Below are 17,280 nucleotides of genomic sequence, written 5' to 3'. Positions count from 1 at the left end.
ATCTCGCCCGGGCGGAGTTCGCAACGCTGCGGTTGCGCCTGCTCAAGATCGCCGTGCGGGTGCAGGAAACCACCAGCCGCATCCGACTGGCCTTTGCCTCGTGCTGTCCGGAAGCGGATCTCGTCCGGCGTCTTGCGAGCGCTCTGGCACCCCAGCCCCGGGCGGCCTCGCCCTGAGCGCCGGGGCTGCCATCGCCCCGGTCATCCCATCCCGTCCCTGCCAACGCGTTCCCCACGTTCCAGACCTTGCCGCGGTGAAAGAAACGCAGCGGATCGGCACGCCCGCGCTACCAAATAGGCCCCGAAACAAACTCTGGTGAATAGGAACGGCTAATGGCGTTTATTAGCCGTATCCCGAAAGCACAGATGAGCCTGTGGGAACTTCGCATCGGCGACAGCGGTGCCGAGATCTGCCCAACGACAATCGGCACGGGCTGAACGAATGGTTCCAGCCGAGAAGGCGGATCGAAGTTCACCAAGTACTTGCGCTGGAAGCACGGCACCAGCGCAGATCTGAGATTCAAGGTAGCTCGATATGTTCTTGACGGCCATCTCGTCACGACAGAGGACTCTTGCCAGGAGACAGTCTTGAACTGCCGTTCCCATTAGCGGGGCACAAAGGTCGTCAAGGCCGTCGACGAGAACGATGTCGTCCGCTCCCGAGCTCAGACGCACGACGATCTGCTCCATATTAGCGGTGAACGCCACATTGTAGTCCCGACCAACGAAGGTCAGGAGGCAAAGCAGATGATGAGCCCGGAGGTGAACACCCATCGCTGCTATCTACGGCGTCGGGCCGCTTCGATGATCGAAGCTGCAAGTGCCGCCTTCAGAACCGAGCCGAGCACGAACGGTGCGAAACCAACGGCGAGTGCATGATCCATCCCAATCTTGGTCGCGAGGTACACTGTGCCTAGGGTTAGGATCAATCCATGGCCCAGGAGCATCACTCCGACAGAGCGGAGAAGTCCAGCCATCCAACCTTTTTCCGCCAGGTAGCCGACGAGTGCCGCAGCAACGGGGAATGAAATCAGGTATCCTCCCGTCGGCCCGAGCAGATGGTGAGCGCCAGCAGCACCTCCAGCGAAAACGGGCAGGCCGAGTGCTCCTTCGGCCAAGTAGACGAGGCTGGCGCTAAGCGCGAGGCGCCATCCGCACATTGCTCCCAAAACAAGGACGCCGAACGTCTGCATGGTCACTGGAACCGGCACCATGGGCACACTGATCCAAGAGCAGATTGCAAGGAACAATGATCCAAGCAGGATGGCACCACCCTGGAACAGGCGTGATTTCCGATCGAAACGGAGCGGAACGAAGGCTGGTTGCGCGTCAGCGGCAGCAGCGGTGTGTGGGTTTTGCATTACAGGCTCCTCCTAAAACTTGATTGTGATGGCCAGCCCCAAACGCGCCGTGGGGATCGGTTTCGTAATCTTTCTCGCTGATTCAGCAGGTGTTTTACTCCGAAGGCAACTTAGCGAAGACACGTGCCTCAGTCCTCGACGAACACCTCCTCCCGTCCTTTGCTAATCGCTAGCAGGAGCGCGAGGACAAGGAGAAGCAGCGCGACTACAAGAAGGCCAGCGCTCACCGGATGCTCCAGGAACGTCATCATGTTCCCCCGGGAGATGATCAGTGCACGACGTAGATTCTCCTCCATCAGCTTACCGAGAACGAAGCCCAGAAGCAGTGGGGCGGGCTCGAAGCCGAGCTTGATTAGGACATAGCCAGCCAACCCAAAGAACCCGATGAACATCACGTCAGTCGGCAGTGAGTTGATCGAGTAAATGCCGATGCAGCAGAACATGACGATTGCTGGGAACATCAGCCGATACGGCACCTTCAACAGCCGCACCCAGAGGCCGATCAAGGGCAAATTGATGATCAGGAGCATCAGGTTGCCGACCCACATGGAGGCGATCATGCCCCAGAACAGGTTTGGATTTTTGGTCATCACCTGCGGGCCTGGGATGATGCCATGGATGGTCATCGCGCCGACCATCAGGGCCATCACGGCGTTCGGCGGGATGCCGAGTGTCAGCAGCGGGATAAACGAGGTCTGGGCGCCGGCATTGTTAGCCGATTCCGGCCCGGCCACGCCCTCAATGGCGCCGAGGCCGAAGCGCTTGGGATTTTTGGCAATCTTCTTTTCCAGCGTATAGGACGCAAATGGACCCAGTACTGCCCCGTTACCGGGCAGCAGGCCCAGGATCGCGCCAATCAGGGTGCCGCGCAGTATGGGCTTATAGGACTGGCGGAAGTCGTCCTTGTTCGGCAGCAGCCGGCCGATGGCCTGGCGCACCACGTCGCGATGCTCGGTATGGTCGAGATTGCGCATGATCTCGGCGATGCCGAAGATGCCCATTGCCAGCACTGCGAAGTCGATGCCGTCGGCCAGGAACGGGAGCCCGAACGTCATGCGTTCCTCGCCGGTCTCGAGGTCAAGGCCAACCGTGGAGAGCAGCACGCCCAACAGGATCATCGCTGCTGCCATCAGGAGCGACCCACGTGCCAGCACCATGGCGAAGACCAAACCCATGACCATGAGCGAGAAGTACTCGGCTGGGCCGAAGACCAGGGCAAGGCGCGTCAGGGGAGCCCCCAAGGCCGCAATCACAAGGGTGGCCACCGTGCCGGCAAAGAAAGAGCCGATGGCCGCGATGCCGAGCGCCACGCCGGCGCGGCCCTGGCGTGCCATTTGGTGGCCATCCAGCGCCGTGACAACAGACGTGCCTTCACCGGGAATGTTGACCAGGATCGCCGTGGTCGAGCCGCCGTACTGGGCGCCGTAATAGATACCGGCCAGCATGATCAGGGCACCGACTGGATCGAGCCCGAAGGTAATCGGCAACAGCATGGCAATGGTAGCGACCGCGCCGACACCTGGCAGAACGCCGATCAGCGTGCCGACGAGACAGCCGAGGAAAGCGAGCCCGAGGTTTTGCAGGCCCAGCGCGACGGAAAAGCCAAGGGAAAGATTGGAGATAAGGTCGCCCATCAGATCCTCCCACTATTGTCAGCCACATCTACGCGCACAGGTGCACGGTGACGGGTAAGAATGACGAGGATAACTGCCGCACAGGCTAGGATGGCGGCCGTCGCCCGCAGCACGGCCTTCTGTGACCAGTCGGCCGGGAACAACTCGGGGAAGGTGTTCGGGAACGGCGGAATCGGCAGGTTCAGGATGTCACCGAAGAGTTCCATGCAGAACGCCGTGAGCCCGAGAGCGAGAATCAGGAGCTCGAGCCAGCGCGCCTCGTCGCTCGCATATCCGGAGATGAGAATGGCAAGTGGCCCGGCAAACAACAGCCCAAGACCTGGCGTGCTGATCCATCCAAGTGAGAAAGGCCGGATCGTAGTTGCGAAGGCGAGGATCGCGAGGATCACGAAGGCCGGCCCACGCAGGCTCCAGCGTTCAAGAAGGTCGCCTGTCCGTATGAAGGCACTGATGAGGAGGGCCAGTCCACCTAGTCCTACACCGATCGCCAGCCAGCGCGGCATCATAGCGGGACCCATGGCATACAAGGTGCCTTGCGACAGGTCCCGCGTCAGCCACAAGGCCAATGCAGCGAGCGAGATGAGTGTCAGCCCAGCCAGAAGACTTCGAGGCGAGCGAACGGGCCCGCCTCGACTATGGTGTCCGGCATCTCCTCCGTGGGTGGACATGTTCCTTCTCCTTCGGAAACTGAACTTGATGAGCTCACGCCTGATCGTGCGCGGGCGAAAGCGGAGCATTGCTCGTTAGTCTCGAACGACGGCCGAACGTGACGACCGGTTATCCCGCTCTCGTGAGTTCCTTTTCGAGCTCCGGCAGGATCTGGAAGAGGTCGCCGACGAGGCCGTAATCCGCCACCTGGAAGATCGGAGCCTCTTCGTCCTTGTTGATCGCCACGATCACCTTGGAATCCTTCATGCCGGCCAGATGCTGAATGGCGCCCGAAATGCCGACCGCGATGTAGAGGTCGGGCGCCACCACCTTGCCGGTCTGGCCCACCTGCCAGTCGTTGGGGGCATAACCCGCATCGACCGCAGCCCGCGAGGCGCCCATGGCCGCCCCGAGGGTGTCGGCGATCGGTTCGATGTACTGCTTGAAGGCGTCCGCCGAACCGAGCGAGCGCCCGCCCGAGATGATGATCCGGGCGGAGGTCAGTTCGGGACGGTCGTTCTGGGCGATCTCCTCGCCCTTGAAGCTCGATGTGCCCGGATCCTCGGCAGCGTTCACCGTCTCGATAGCAGCAGAGCCGCCTTCACCGGCCGCCAGGAAGGCGGCGGTGCGCACGGTGATCACCTTCTTGGCGTCGGTGGCCTGCACGGTCTGGATCGCATTGCCGGCATAGATCGGCCGCTCGAAGGTGTCGGGCGACACCACCTTGATGATGTCGGAGACCTGCATCACGTCGAGGAGGGCCGCCACGCGCGGCATGACGTTCTTGCCCTTGCTGATGGCAGGCGCAACCAGAGCGTCATAGGAACCGGCCAGCGACACGATCAGCGCCGCGGTCGGCTCGGCGAGTTGGTGCTCGTAAGCGGCGCCCTCGGCGAGCAGCACCTTCTCCACGCCTTCCAGCTTAGCGGCGGCTTCGGCGGCAGCGCGGGCGTTGGAGCCGGCTACCAGCACGTGTACGGGCGCGCCCAGCGCTTGAGCGGCGGAGAGCGCCTTGTGGGTGGCGTCCTTGAGGTGAGCGTTGTCGTGCTCAGCGATCAGCAATGTGGTCATTGTTCTTGTTCTCCCTTAGAGCACGCCGGCTTCGACTTTGAGCTTCTGCACCAGTTCGGCGACCGAGCCGACCTTCACGCCGGCCTTGCGGCCGCCGGGCTCGGCGGTCTTCACCACCTTCAGGCGCGGGGACACGTCGACGCCAAGGGTCTCAGGCGAGGTCTCGTCGAGGGGCTTCTTCTTGGCCTTCATGATGTTGGGCAAGCTGGCATAGCGCGGCTCGTTGAGGCGCAGGTCCGTGGTCACGATGGCGGGCAGCTTGAGGCCCACCGTCTGCAGGCCGCCGTCGACCTCACGGGTCACGTCGATGGAGCCTTCTCCGACGTTGACCTTGAACGCGAAGGTGCCCTGCGGCCAGCCCAGGAGAGCGGCGAGCATCTGGCCGGTCTGGTTGGAATCGTCGTCGATGGCCTGCTTGCCCATGATGATGAGATCGGGCTTCTCCTGCTCGACCACCTTGGCCAGGATCTTGGCGACGCCGAGCGGCTCGACGGTCACGTCGGTCTTGACCAGGATGCCGCGGTCGGCGCCCATGGCCAGCGCGGTGCGGATGGTCTCGCCGGCCTGCTGCGGGCCGATGGAGACGGCAACGATCTCGGTGGCTTTGCCCTGCTCCTTCAGGCGCACGGCCTCCTCGACGGCGATCTCGTCGAAAGGATTCATGGACATCTTGATGTTGGCCAGTTCCACGCCCGACCCGTCCGGCTTCACCCGGATCTTCACGTTGTAGTCCACAACCCGCTTCACATACACAAGAAGCTTCATTGGTTTCCATCCCTTTTAGTGTCGGCCGAGCCGACGCCACCTTGGAGTTCGTGCGTTTTCCAAGAGACGTGCAGATGAACTCACCTGCCGCGATCAGCTTCTGAAGATCGATGCCAGGGTCGATGTCGAGACCTTGCAGAAGGTACACGACGTCTTCCGTTGCTATATTGCCTGTGGCACCTTTGGCATAGGGGCAACCACCAAGACCGCCAACTGAACTGTCGAACACAGAGACGCCCATCTCCAACGAGGCGAAGACATTCGCAATGGCCTGCCCGTAAGTGTCGTGGTAGTGGCCGGCCAGGTGCTCGACAGGGACGTGCCTCATGGCGCGCTCCAACATCGCTTTGATCTGACGGGATGTTGCAGCCCCGATCGTATCGGCGAGTGAGACCTCGTAGCAGCCCATCTCATAGAGGGTCTGCGCGACCCGAGCGGCAGCGTCCGGATCGATGAGACCTTCATACGGACAGTGTGTGACGCACGATACATACCCGCGCACCTGGACCCGTCTTTGCTGGGCCGCCTCCAGGACCGGCCTGAAGCGTTCGAGGCTCTCCGCAATCGAGCAGTTGATATTCTTCTGCGAGAAGGTCTCAGAAGCCGAGCCGAACACTGCGACCTCCTCGGCGCCCGCATCCACGGCCGCCTCGAACCCTTTCATATTCGGCACCAGCACCGGGTAGGTCATGCCAGGACGTCGATTGATCCCGCGCAGGACGTCCACATGGTCCGCCATTTGAGGAACCCACTTGGGCGACACGAACGCGCTCGCCTCAATGGATCGGAGGCCTGCGTCAGACAGCATGTCAATCAGCGTCAGCTTGTCGGCCGTGGTGACGGGGCGAGGCTCGTTCTGCAAGCCGTCTCTCGGCCCAACTTCAACGATCCTCACACTCTGGGGAAGCGAGACCTGGTTCATCGTACCCTTTGCTCCGCCGCTCATCAGACTGCGTCCGGTTCAAGTTTGACCTCGCGTGCGGTGGCCTCCGCTTCGAAGTCGACCAATTCAGAGCCTTCGGAAACCTGATCGCCGACACCATGGCGGAAGGCTTTAAGGGTTCCTGCGCTGGGAGCCCGGATGGTGTGTTCCATCTTCATGGCTTCCATGATGAGCAGCGGCGTTCCCTCTTGGACCTGACCGGGCTCAGCCAACAGGGCGACGATCCTGCCGGGCATCGGCGCGGTCAGCCGGTTGTCCGGACCTGTGCCACTTCCCGGCAGGTAGAGGGGATCGACAGCTGAAAGGAGATAGCTTCGTCCATCGACGAACACGTGCCGCTTCTCCTCGGCGACGATCACGGTGGCGGACAGGCGCCTGCCACCGAGTTCGGCGCGCAGTGCTCCATCGGCACTCAGCAGTCCCCGCACCTCCACCGAGCGGCCGTCGAGATCGAGGACATACAATCCTACTGGCGCATACGTGACATGGATGGTTCTCTCATCGTCTCCGGCACGGAGCTTCACGCTCCGCGTGAATCCGGAGTTGAGGCGCCAGCCGTCCCGGCGATGCCATGGAGAGTGCGGATCCTCGTGGACGGACGCGCCCGATGCTGCCTCTTGGGCTTCACGCAGGAGCTCGGCCAGCGTCGCGAGGGCATAAACCTCGTTCGGAACCGCCTCTTGGTGGGGGAACAGGAAGTCCCGCTCACGTTCGATCAGCCCTGTGTCCAGGTCAGCGGTCGTGAAAGCCGGACAAACCACGAGCCGGGAGAGGAATTCAACATTGTTGGCGACGCCGGCCACGCGATAGTGCGCCAAAGCGTTGAGCATGCGTGCGTTGGCGCGGTCCCGGTCCTCGTCCCACACGATGAGCTTGGCGATCATGGGGTCGTAGTAGGGCGTGATCTCATCCCCTTGCTCGACGCCGCTGTCCACCCTGACGTTCAAGGTCTCGACCGGTGGGTCGAGGTGGATGAGCCGCCCGGTCGAAGGGAGAAAGCCCTTGGCCGCATCCTCGGCATAGATCCGTGCTTCCAGAGCATGACCGCGGATCGAAAGCTGTTCCTGTGCCAACGGCAGCGTCTCGCCAGCTGCGACCCGTAACTGCCACTCCACGAGATCCTGCCCCGTGATCATCTCCGTGACGGGATGCTCGACCTGAAGACGGGTGTTCATCTCCATGAAGTAGAATGTGCCGTCCTGAGATGCGATGAACTCGACCGTCCCCGCACCGACGTACCCGACGGCGCGGGCGGCGTCGCAGGCGGCTTTGCCCATCTGGGCACGCCGCTCCAGGGTCATCCCGGGAGCCGGCGCCTCCTCCAGCACCTTCTGGTGTCGCCGTTGGACGGAGCAATCCCGTTCGAACAAATGCACCACGTTGCCCTGAGTGTCGGCGAAGACCTGGATTTCGATGTGTCTCGGGCGGACGAGGTACTTCTCCACCAGCACATGGTCGTCGCCAAAGCTCGACTTCGCCTCGCGCTGGCATGAGGACAGGGCCGCCGCGAACTCGGAACTGTCGTTCACGATGCGCATGCCCTTGCCACCGCCGCCGGCACTGGCCTTGATCAGCACCGGATAGCCGATCGCATCGGCCTGCTGCTGCAGGAAGGCCGGATCCTGGTTGTCGCCGTGATACCCCGGGACCAGGGGCACCTGCGCCTTCTCCATCAGCTGCTTCGCGGCCGATTTCGATCCCATGGCGCGGATTGCGTCGACCGGCGGTCCGATGAAGGTGACGCCGCTCTCGGCAAGCGCCGAGGCGAAGTCCTCGTTTTCCGACAAGAACCCATAGCCGGGATGGACAGCCTCGGCTCCGGTCTGCCGTACGGCATCCAGGATGGCTTCGATCCGCAAGTAGCTTTCACGCGCCGGGGGAGGGCCAATCAGAACGGCCTCGTCAGCCATACGCACATGACGCGCGCCTGCATCAGCCTCCGAATAGACGGCGACCGTCCGGATGCCCAATCTCCGGCACGTCTTGATGACCCTGCATGCGATCTCGCCCCGATTGGCGATGAGAACTTTGGTGAACATTGGCGTCACTCCTCCCGCCGACTTAGCTGACGGTCTCAGCCCGCACCCAGGCGGCCGGCCGCTTCTCCAGGAAAGCACCGATGCCCTCCTGGCCTTCCGGCGTGGCACGGATGCTGGCGATCCGTTGAGCCGTGTCCTCGACCACGGCGTCCGTCACCGGTGTGTTCGCCACGGCGCGAACAAGGTCCTTGGCGGCCGCCTGGGACTTGGGCCCACCAAGGAGCAGCGCATCGACGATCTCCCGGATCTTGCTGTCCAACGCGTCAGGTGCAGCCAGTTCGTGGATCAGACCGAGATCGAGCGCCCGCTGTGCCGAAATGCGTTCCGCGCTCAGGAAGTAGCGGCGGGCCTGGCGCTCCCCGATGGCCGCTATCACATAGGGGCCGATCGCCGAGGGAATGATGCCGAGCTTCACCTCGGACGTGGCAAACACCACGTCTGAGGAGGCGACTGCGATATCGCAGGCCGACACGAGCCCCATCCCGCCGGCGATTGCGGGGCCATGCACACGGGCAACCGTGGGCTTGGAGAGAAAGGCCAGGGTGCGTAACATCCTCGCGAGGGCCCGCGCATCGGTGAGGTTCTGATCGACGGAGTACTCCGCAGCCCGCTTCATCCAATTGAGATCGGCACCGGCCGAGAAGCTCTTGCCGCGCCCAGCCAGTACGACGACCCTCACTGTGTCGTCGCGATCTAAAGCCTCAAACGCGGCCGTCAGCTCCCAGATGACCGTGTCATTGAACGCGTTGTGCAGGCTCGGACGGTTCATCCAGACCGTCGCGACACCTTCGTTTCGGGTAACTTCGAGCGTCTCGTACACTTGCCGCTCCCTCTTTACATCCGGAATATGCCAAAGTTGGTCTTGTCGATCGGGGCGTTCAGCGCCGCCGAAATGCCAAGGGCGAGGACCCGTCGGGTATCCGCCGGATCGATGACGCCGTCGTCCCACAACCGGGCCGTGGCGTAGTAGGGGTGGCCCTGCATCTCATACTGGTCCCGGACTGGCGCCTTGAAGCTTTCCTCGTCGTCGGCCGACCAGCTCTTGCCTTGGGCCTCCAGGCCGTCGCGGCGCACCGTTGCAAGGACGCTGGCGGCCTGCTCGCCGCCCATCACGGAGATCCGGGCATTCGGCCACATCCAGAGGAACCGCGGACTGTAGGCGCGCCCGCACATTCCGTAGTTGCCGGCGCCGAAGGATCCGCCGATCAGGACCGTGAACTTGGGTACGCGGGTACAGGCCACGGCGGTGACCATCTTCGCGCCGTCCTTCGCGATCCCGGCGTTCTCGTAGCGGCGCCCCACCATGAAGCCGGTGATGTTCTGCAGGAAGATGAGCGGGATGCCGCGCTGCGAGCACAGCTCCACGAAATGGGCGCCCTTTTGGGCGGACTCGCCGAAGAGAATGCCGTTGTTCGCGACGATACCGACCGGATAGCCATAGATGTGGGCGAAGCCGGTCACGAGGGTGGTGCCGTACCGCGCCTTGAACTCGTCGAAGCGGCTGCCGTCGACCAAGCGGGCGATCACTTCGCGCACGTCGTACGGCTTGCGGGTGTCCTTGGGAATGATCCCATAGATCTCCTCCGGGTCGTACAACGGCTCCTCCGGAGCCTCGAGCTTAAGCCCGATCGGCTTGGTGCGGGCGAGGTTCGACACGGCCTGGCGGGCGAGGAACAGGGCGTGGCTGTCGTTCTCGGCAAAATGGTCGGCCACGCCGGAGAGGCGGGTGTGCACATCAGCTCCGCCGAGATCTTCGGCGCTGACCTCCTCGCCGGTCGCAGCCTTCACGAGGGGAGGGCCGCCAAGAAAGATCGTACCCTGGTTCTTGACAATGATGGTCTCATCGGACATCGCCGGCACGTAGGCGCCGCCCGCCGTGCACGAGCCCATGACTACGGCGATCTGCGGGATGCCTTTCCCGGACATATTGGCCTGGTTGTAGAAGATCCGGCCAAAATGGTCGCGGTCAGGGAATACCTCGTCCTGGAGCGGCAGGAACGCGCCGCCAGAGTCGACGAGATAGATGCAGGGCAGGGCATTGGCTTCCGCAATCTCCTGCGCCCGCAAATGCTTCTTCACCGTCATCGGGTAGTAGGTGCCACCCTTCACGGTGGCATCATTCGCAACGATCATGCACTCCTGTCCGGAGACCCGACCGATTCCGGTCACCACGCCGGCCGAGGGCACGTCACCCCCGTACATGCCGTGGGCGGCAAGCTGCGACAGCTCGAGGAACGGCGTTCCCGGATCGAGGAGGGCGTTGACGCGGTCGCGGGCGAGCAGCTTGCCCCGTGCAAGGTGCCGGGTGCGGGCGTCGTTCGACCCGCCGCGCCCGACCTGCGCCACGGTCTGGCGCAGGTCGTCGATGAGATCTCGAGCAGAGGCGGCGTTGGCGAGAAACTCCTCGCCTCGCGGATTAATGCTGGACTTGATCGTTGACATCAGCGCGTCTCCGCAAACAGCTCGCGCCCGATCAGCATGCGCCGGATCTCGCTGGTGCCCGCTCCGATCTCGTAAAGCTTCGCGTCGCGCCACAGCCGCCCTGTCGGAAACTCGTTGATGTAGCCGTTCCCGCCGAGAGCCTGGATGGCCTCGCCCGCCATCCACGTGGCTTTCTCGGCCGCGAACAGGATCGCGCCTGCAGCGTCCTTTCGGGTCGTCTCGCCGCGGTCGCAGGCCTTCGCCACGGCATAGACGTAAGCCCGTGCGGCATTCATGCCGACGTACATGTCGGCCAGCTTCGCCTGCATGAGCTGGAACTCGCCGATCGGCTGGCCGAACTGCTTGCGCTCATGGACGTACGGCAGAACCGTATCCAGGCACGCCTGCATGATGCCGAGCGAGCCTCCCGACAGCACCACGCGCTCGTAGTCGAGCCCGGACATCAGGACGCGCACACCGCCATTGATCTGTCCAAGGACGTTCTCTTCCGGGACTTCACAGTCTTCGAACACGAGTTCGCAGGTATTTGAGCCGCGCATTCCGAGCTTGTCGAGCTTCTGGGCCGTCGAGAAGCCTTTGAGGCCTTTTTCGATCAGGAAGGCCGTGATGCCGCGCGGACCAGCGTCCGGATCGGTCTTGGCATACACCACCAGCACGTCCGCATCCGGGCCGTTGGTGATCCACATCTTGCTGCCGTTGAGCACGTAGCGGTCACTCTTCTTGTCAGCCCGCGTGCGCATCGACACGACATCCGAGCCGGAGCCGGGCTCGCTCATGGCGAGGGCGCCGACATACTCGCCGGTGACCAGCTTGGACAGGTACCGCCGCTTCTGATCGTCGTTCGCGTTGCGCCGGATCTGATTTACGCACAGGTTGGAATGGGCGCCGTAGGACAGCCCGACGGAGGCGGATGCCCGGGAGATCTCCTCCATCGCCACAACATGGGCGAGGTAGCCAAGTCCAGCCCCGCCATATTCCTCGTCGACGGTGATGCCCAAGAGGCCGAGATCACCGAACTTGCGCCAGAGATCCGCCGGAAACACGTTCTCATGATCGATCGCGGCGGCCCGGGGGGCGATCTCGTCGGCTGCGAACGCACGAACGGTGTCGCGCAGCATGTCGAGCGTCTCGCCGAGCTCAAAGTTAAGGGAGGACGTCATGTCTGAGCTCCTGCTGAAGGGGAGGGTTGTGTTGACTTTCGAAGGGCGTCAAAACTGGTGACGTGACCGGCCAGAGCACTCGCGGCCACGGTATAGGGGCTGGCAAGCCACGCTTTGCCGGGCCCCGACCGACCAGGGAAGTTGCGATTGATGGACGTGATGCTGACCTGGTCCTCACGCGTGGTCTGGCCCGGGCCGCAGTTGTTGCACGCGCCGCAGCCGGGCGAGACCACCTCCGCGCCGACGGCCTTAAACGTCTCAAGATACCCTTTGGACCGGCAGTACTCGCGGACGTCGAGGGTGCTGAACTGCAAGACCAGTCGGGTGCCGTCCGGCACTCGCAGACCGTGATCCAGCCCCCACTTCAGCACCTCATGGTAAAAGTCGAAGTCCTCCCGTTTGGCGGACGTACAGGAGCCCCCAAACGCAATGTCGACCGGAACATGCTCTTCCAGCTCATCCACGGGCATGGAGTTGCCCGGGTCCCCGGGCGAGGCTACGAGCGGGGCAAGCGTGTCGCATTCGATGCGAATGACGTGCTTGTAGTTTGCCCCTGGATCCGAATGCATCCAGGCTTCAAGCTGGAGCGAGAAGCCGCGACGTTCACGAAGGTATTGCAGAGTGGTCTCGTCGGGCGCCACGAAACCTGTGAAGCCACCCATCTCAGCGACCATGTTGGTCAGCGTCGCCCGCTCGTCGATCGACATGGCTTCGACAGCCGGTCCGGCAAACTCGAACGCTGCACCGATGGCATGCCCTTTCTTGATGAGATCGGTCTTGAGGAGGTGCTGAACGATGTCCCGCGCGACCACCCCGGGGCGCAGAGTCCCAACGCACTCGACGCGGATTGTGTCAGGCACTCGGCATCGGATGAGCCCAGTCACCCAGCTGTTCGCGATGTCAGTGGCACCCGCTCCGAAGGCGAGGCAGCCGAGCGATCCGGAGTGCGGGGTATGGGAGTCCGTCCCGATGATCACCTGGCCGGGCAATGCGTATTGCTCCGCAAGGATCGCGTGGCATATGCCTTCCGCGCCACGCTCGTTCGGCAGTTTCCCATGAGAGCGGACGGGATACTTGGATGAGAAGTGGTCGTGAGCGTCGTGGAGCTCCCGGACGGCAGGCACCATCCCGTTCTTGACGTGCGGATAGCTTTCGTCCGCTAAGACCAGATGATCCTGGAACGCGATGATCTGCTCGGGGCGCTCGAGACTGACGTCGTCGCCGAACGCCTGGTGCATGATGTGCGCACACATGCCGGTGAAGTAATCGTGGCTGAAACGCCAGTCGGCTCGGAGGAATATGCCGTCGCCCGGCCGTACTGGACCGGGCGGGAACACCTTACGACGATCGATGATCTTCTCGATCAGGGTCAACCGGCGCGTGTCCGCCGTTCTCGACTGAGCAAACGCGTTTGGAGAACCAGCGAGGTGGGCCTTGCTGTACGGGAGGAGACCACCTGCACGAATGATTTCCTGCGTTAGCTCGTCACGGCCGACGAGGAACTCCTCTAAGGGGATCGCCTCGCGAGCAGCAATGCGATCAAGGATCGAGAAGTCAGTGGTGGTCAGGATGCCGATACGGCGGCTTCGACCGTTTCCTTGTCGCGTTCCACTCGACCTCGCCCGAAAGCCAGCACATTGCAGCCTATGCCGCCTCCGTCACCGAACGTATCAACCTGATGATCGCGCACCGGCCTGGGTTCACCGCCCCGACGGTGGCTGCCCGGCAGTTGGCGACCCTCGATCATCTCACCAACGGTCGGGCCGGGGTTCACATCATCACCGGCGGCAATGACCAGGAGCTCCGGCAGGACGGCGACTTCCTCACCAAGGACGAGCGCTATGCCCGAACGAGCGAGTATCTCGATGTGGTCAAGGCGTCCTGGACCAGCGAGACACCGTTCGACTATGCCGGGCAGTACTACCGTTTCGAGCGCGCCTTCTCGACCGTGAAGCCGATCCAGAGGCCGCACCTGCCGGTGTACTTTGGTGGCTCGTCCGAGGCTGCGATCGAGGTTGCCGGCAAGCACGCGGATGTCTATGCCCTCTGGGGCGAGACGCATGCCCAGGTGCGTGAGACCATCGCCCGGGTCCGCGCGGCCGCAGCCCGGCACGGCCGCGAGCACCACGTGCGCTTCAGTCTCTCCTTCCGGCCGATCCTCGCCGAGACGGAAGATCGCGCCTGGGCCCGGGCGGAAGCGCTTCTCGAGCGCATCAAAGCGGTGCGGGCGGCCAAGGGGCTGGGTGCGGCTGCACCGCCGCCGAACGAAGGGGCACGCCGGCTGCTCGCCGCAGCCGCCCAGGGTGATCGGCTCGACAAGCGGCTCTATACGGCCATTGCAGCCGTCACCGGCGCACAGGGCAACTCGACGGCCCTCGTTGGCACAGCCGATCAGGTCGCCGATGCGCTGCTCGACTACCACGATCTCGGTGTCACCACCTTCCTCATCCGGGGCTTCGAGCCTCTCGAGGACGCCGTACAGTACGGCCGCGAACTGATCCCCGCCTTCCGCCGCCTGCTCACCGAGCGGTCGAGCCAGCGCGCCGTCGCAGCCGAATAAAGGAGACCTCCCATGAAACGCATATCCCTTCTGGCTGCTGCCGCCGCTCTTGCCCTGTCGTGGGCGCCCGCCTGGGCCGAGACCGTTCTGAAGGTGGGCGACCAGCGCGGAGGCTCCCGCGCCCTCATGGAAGCCGCCGGCGTGCTCAAGGACCTGCCCTACAAGATCGAGTGGAGCGAGTTCCCGGCTGCAGCCCCGTTGCTGGAGGCCCTCAACGCCGAAGCCATCGATACCGGGATCGTGGGTGATGCGCCCTTCACCTTCGCGGCGGCCTCTGGCGCTCCGATCAAGGCGATCCTGGCAACCCGATCTGACCAGGGTGGTCTTGCCGTTCTGGTGCGCCCCGACTCTCCCGTAAAAACCTTTGCCGATCTCAAAGGCAAGCGCATCGGCACTGGCCGTGGCTCGGTTGGCCACCAGCTGGTGCTCGCCGCCTTGGAAGACACCAAACTGGCCAAGGGCGACGTGACCCTTAGCTTTCTCCTGCCAGCGGAGGCCAAGGCGGCGCTGACCAGCGGCAGCCTGGATGCCTGGTCGACCTGGGAGCCGTACACGTCGCAGCTGGTGCTCTCAGGCGAAGCCCGGATCGTGCGTGACGGGCAGGGCATCACGCCCGGGCTCGGATTCCAGGCCGCCCACGTCGAGGCGATCCGCACCAAGCGCACCGAGCTTGAGGACTTTGTCCGCCGACTTGCCAAGGCACGTGTGTGGGAGTCAGCCAACCGCGATGCCTACGCTGGCACCTGGGCGAAACTCATCGGCTTGCCGAAGGAGATCCCGCTGCGCTGGTTCTCCGGAGCGAATGCCCGTCCGGTGCCGATCGATGCCGAGGTTGTCGCAGCCGAGCAACGGACCATCGACCTCTATGTCCGCAATGGCCTGATCCCGAAGCCTCTCAAGGCCGCCGATGTGCTCGACCCGTCGTTCAATGCGGCGGTGCTCAGTGGAACTCAGGAAGCTGCGGCGCGGTAGCGGCGACCCCAAGCTCCCGTTTGTCGCACAACGATCCATCAGCCCCGGCCTGGGATCAGAGGCTGGGGCTTGCCCGTCTACCAAACCACTTTGAGTCAAAGTCCCATGAGCGCAGATCACCACCACGAACATGATGATCACTCCCACCACGAGCACGAGCACTGGAAGCACGAGGGCGTCCGTGTCATCAAGGGCGACCAGCTCGACGCCAACACCGCCCAGACGCCCGGGATGTTCCGTCAGGCCGCGATCAATCACGCGCGTGTGGGTGCTCAGAAGATCTGGGCGGGGACTGTCTCGATCCAGCCGAATGCCAAGACAGGCGTTCATCATCACGGCGAATTGGAGAGTGTGATCTATGTTGTGCGCGGCAAGGCGCGCATGCGGTGGGGCGATCACCTCGAGTATGTGGCCGAGGCCGGGCCTGGCGACTTCATCTATGTCCCGCCCTTCGTTCCGCACCAAGAGATCAATGCCAGCCCGGACGAGCCGCTGGAATGCGTGCTTGTGCGCTCGGACAACGAGGCGGTGGTGGTGAACATCACCGATGTCGATCCGGTCGAGCAGCCTGAAGAAGTGTACTGGGTCGACCCCATTCACAAGCATCCGTAACGACCAACCGCCGGTCGTACGGCACCTGAACTTATTCCGCTGGTCTGTCCCAACGCCCGCTCGCGGCGCGCCAGCCCCCATATACATTCCCGCTAATTGGATTCAGTATGAAACGATACGTCCTCCCTGCGCTCGTGCTCGCAGCTTTGTCATCCTCTGAAGCATGGGCCCATACCGGTCATGGCGCGGCCACCGGCTTTGTGTCCGGGTTTGCCCATCCCCTCAGTGGGCTCGATCATGTGCTGGCCATAACCGCAGTTGGTCTCTGGGCTGGGAGTCTTGGGCGACGGGCGATCATCGGACTACCAGCCAGCTTCCTGGGTGCCATGGCGCTTGGCTTCTGGGCTGCCCTGATCGGATCCGAGCTCCCGATGATCGAACTTGGGATCACTGCATCGGTTCTGGGGCTGGGGCTTGCCGTGCTGCTCAACCTGCAACCGTCCCTCATTCTTGCCGCTGGCGCCTGCGGGATCTTCGGAATATTCCATGGCTATGCGCATGGTGCTGAGATCGCACCAGCGGTGAGCGCCATCGACTATGGGGCTGGGTTCCTGCTTGCCAGCGCGCTCCTTCTCGGCTGCGGGCTCGGGCTGCAAAGCACTGTCCGGAAAGTGCCGGCCATGAGCCGAATCTTTGGCGGTGGCGTCGCCCTGGCCGGGATGGCTCTGTTCTTCGTTTGAGGGCAGACGATCATTCTCCAGCTGTTGCAAAGGTGCCTCAGAATGACAAAGCAGATCCGGCTCAACGCCTTCGACATGAACTGCGTCGGCCATATCCAGCAGGGCATGTGGGCTCACCCGCGGGATCGGTCGACAGCCTACAACACGCTCGAATACTGGCAGGATCTCGCACGCACAGCCGAACGGGGAAAGTTCGACGGGATCTTTCTCGCTGACATCGTCGGGGTCTATGACGTCTTCAAGGGCAGCCCAGATCCATCAATTACCTGTTTGGTGGCGGAACGTTGTTGGGATCGGGTGCGTTACGCCATTGAGGAGTACACTTGGCGCTTTGACGGCCTGCGACGCCGAGCTTCTCACCGCAGGAGGACGTGATGCACTCCCTTCATCCGCA

General features: G+C 63.2%; 14 protein-coding genes and 4 pseudogenes. 6 read left to right on the top strand and 12 right to left on the bottom strand.

The window, feature by feature from the left end:
- On the top strand, positions 1-176 hold a 176-nt coding region (locus tag FS320_RS24965), incomplete at its 5' end, for a transposase (RefSeq protein ID WP_192926244.1).
- Positions 177-461: 285 nt separating this feature from the next.
- Here FS320_RS24965 and FS320_RS50870 read toward each other — a convergent pair.
- From FS320_RS50870 to FS320_RS24905, 12 genes and pseudogenes are all read right to left on the bottom strand, one after another.
- Positions 462-689: pseudogene (locus FS320_RS50870) on the bottom strand (DUF1284 domain-containing protein); the annotation flags it as partial.
- A gap of 89 nt (positions 690-778) precedes the next feature.
- On the bottom strand, positions 779-1,360 hold the full coding sequence (locus FS320_RS24955; protein ID WP_152714608.1) for a biotin transporter BioY: 582 nt from the start codon (positions 1,358-1,360) through the stop codon (positions 779-781).
- A 128-nt stretch (positions 1,361-1,488) separates the two neighbouring features.
- Positions 1,489-2,994, bottom strand: a complete 1,506-nt coding sequence (locus tag FS320_RS24950) for a tripartite tricarboxylate transporter permease (RefSeq protein WP_152714607.1) — start codon at positions 2,992-2,994, stop codon at positions 1,489-1,491.
- Positions 2,994-3,662 (bottom strand): tripartite tricarboxylate transporter TctB family protein, encoded by a 669-nt coding sequence (locus FS320_RS24945; protein ID WP_152714606.1) that lies wholly within the window; start codon positions 3,660-3,662, stop codon positions 2,994-2,996. Before FS320_RS24945 ends, FS320_RS24950 begins: the two co-directional genes overlap by 1 nt.
- A gap of 109 nt (positions 3,663-3,771) precedes the next feature.
- Positions 3,772-4,713 (bottom strand): electron transfer flavoprotein subunit alpha/FixB family protein, encoded by a 942-nt coding sequence (locus tag FS320_RS24940; protein WP_152714605.1) that lies wholly within the window; start codon positions 4,711-4,713, stop codon positions 3,772-3,774.
- A 15-nt stretch (positions 4,714-4,728) separates the two neighbouring features.
- Positions 4,729-5,478: an electron transfer flavoprotein subunit beta/FixA family protein gene (locus FS320_RS24935; protein WP_152714604.1), complete on the bottom strand. Its 750-nt coding sequence runs from the start codon at positions 5,476-5,478 to the stop codon at positions 4,729-4,731.
- A 40-nt stretch (positions 5,479-5,518) separates the two neighbouring features.
- A pseudogene (locus FS320_RS24930) lies at positions 5,519-6,400 on the bottom strand (hydroxymethylglutaryl-CoA lyase); the annotation flags it as partial.
- Positions 6,401-6,423: 23 nt separating this feature from the next.
- Complete coding sequence (locus FS320_RS24925) at positions 6,424-8,460, bottom strand: acetyl-CoA carboxylase biotin carboxylase subunit (RefSeq protein WP_152714603.1); 2,037 nt, start codon at positions 8,458-8,460, stop codon at positions 6,424-6,426.
- A 22-nt stretch (positions 8,461-8,482) separates the two neighbouring features.
- Complete coding sequence (locus FS320_RS24920; protein WP_162003220.1) at positions 8,483-9,280, bottom strand: enoyl-CoA hydratase-related protein; 798 nt, start codon at positions 9,278-9,280, stop codon at positions 8,483-8,485.
- A gap of 14 nt (positions 9,281-9,294) precedes the next feature.
- The gene (locus tag FS320_RS24915; protein ID WP_152714602.1) at positions 9,295-10,902 is read right to left on the bottom strand and encodes a carboxyl transferase domain-containing protein; all 1,608 of its coding nucleotides are present in this window, start codon (positions 10,900-10,902) and stop codon (positions 9,295-9,297) included.
- Positions 10,902-12,062, bottom strand: coding sequence for an isovaleryl-CoA dehydrogenase (locus FS320_RS24910; protein WP_152714601.1), 1,161 nt, complete (start codon positions 12,060-12,062; stop codon positions 10,902-10,904). The genes FS320_RS24915 and FS320_RS24910 overlap by 1 nt, the downstream gene beginning before the upstream one ends.
- Positions 12,059-13,435 (bottom strand): 3-isopropylmalate dehydratase large subunit, encoded by a 1,377-nt coding sequence (locus FS320_RS24905; RefSeq protein ID WP_202882893.1) that lies wholly within the window; start codon positions 13,433-13,435, stop codon positions 12,059-12,061. Before FS320_RS24905 ends, FS320_RS24910 begins: the two co-directional genes overlap by 4 nt.
- A 206-nt stretch (positions 13,436-13,641) precedes the next feature.
- Here FS320_RS24905 and FS320_RS24900 point away from each other — a divergent pair.
- From FS320_RS24900 to FS320_RS24880, 5 genes and pseudogenes are all read left to right on the top strand, one after another.
- Positions 13,642-14,622 (top strand): annotated as a pseudogene (locus FS320_RS24900) (LLM class flavin-dependent oxidoreductase); the annotation flags it as partial.
- 12 nt (positions 14,623-14,634) lie between these two features.
- A complete protein-coding gene (locus FS320_RS24895) occupies positions 14,635-15,594 on the top strand; it encodes an ABC transporter substrate-binding protein (RefSeq protein WP_152714599.1) in 960 nt (319 codons plus the stop codon).
- Positions 15,595-15,699: 105 nt separating this feature from the next.
- Positions 15,700-16,206 carry a cupin domain-containing protein gene (locus FS320_RS24890; RefSeq protein WP_152714598.1) on the top strand — a complete coding sequence of 169 codons (507 nt, stop codon included), beginning with the start codon at positions 15,700-15,702 and terminating at the stop codon, positions 16,204-16,206.
- A 107-nt stretch (positions 16,207-16,313) separates the two neighbouring features.
- Positions 16,314-16,886 (top strand): HupE/UreJ family protein, encoded by a 573-nt coding sequence (locus FS320_RS24885; RefSeq protein WP_152714597.1) that lies wholly within the window; start codon positions 16,314-16,316, stop codon positions 16,884-16,886.
- A gap of 42 nt (positions 16,887-16,928) precedes the next feature.
- Positions 16,929-17,150: pseudogene (locus tag FS320_RS24880) on the top strand (N5,N10-methylene tetrahydromethanopterin reductase); the annotation flags it as partial.
- Positions 17,151-17,280: the final 130 nt, after the last annotated feature.

The sequence above is a fragment of the Microvirga tunisiensis genome (assembly GCF_009296175.1).
In the GTDB taxonomy this organism is placed as follows: Bacteria; Pseudomonadota; Alphaproteobacteria; order Rhizobiales; family Beijerinckiaceae; genus Microvirga; species Microvirga tunisiensis.
This window is presented reverse-complemented; position numbering and strand designations above follow the sequence as displayed.

What these genes read in the sequence shown, in the direction of transcription:
- FS320_RS24940 (WP_152714605.1), bottom strand. Translation starts at nt 4,713, where the DNA reads ATGACCACATTGCTGATCGCTGAGCACGACAACGCTCACCTCAAGGAC.
- FS320_RS24925 (WP_152714603.1), bottom strand. Translation starts at nt 8,460, where the DNA reads ATGTTCACCAAAGTTCTCATCGCCAATCGGGGCGAGATCGCATGCAGG.
- FS320_RS24895 (WP_152714599.1), top strand. Translation starts at nt 14,635, where the DNA reads ATGAAACGCATATCCCTTCTGGCTGCTGCCGCCGCTCTTGCCCTGTCG.
- FS320_RS24915 (WP_152714602.1), bottom strand. Translation starts at nt 10,902, where the DNA reads ATGTCAACGATCAAGTCCAGCATTAATCCGCGAGGCGAGGAGTTTCTC.
- FS320_RS24950 (WP_152714607.1), bottom strand. Translation starts at nt 2,994, where the DNA reads ATGGGCGACCTTATCTCCAATCTTTCCCTTGGCTTTTCCGTCGCGCTG.
- FS320_RS24945 (WP_152714606.1), bottom strand. Translation starts at nt 3,662, where the DNA reads ATGTCCACCCACGGAGGAGATGCCGGACACCATAGTCGAGGCGGGCCC.
- FS320_RS24910 (WP_152714601.1), bottom strand. Translation starts at nt 12,062, where the DNA reads ATGACGTCCTCCCTTAACTTTGAGCTCGGCGAGACGCTCGACATGCTG.
- FS320_RS24890 (WP_152714598.1), top strand. Translation starts at nt 15,700, where the DNA reads ATGAGCGCAGATCACCACCACGAACATGATGATCACTCCCACCACGAG.
- FS320_RS24935 (WP_152714604.1), bottom strand. Translation starts at nt 5,478, where the DNA reads ATGAAGCTTCTTGTGTATGTGAAGCGGGTTGTGGACTACAACGTGAAG.
- FS320_RS24955 (WP_152714608.1), bottom strand. Translation starts at nt 1,360, where the DNA reads ATGCAAAACCCACACACCGCTGCTGCCGCTGACGCGCAACCAGCCTTC.
- FS320_RS24885 (WP_152714597.1), top strand. Translation starts at nt 16,314, where the DNA reads ATGAAACGATACGTCCTCCCTGCGCTCGTGCTCGCAGCTTTGTCATCC.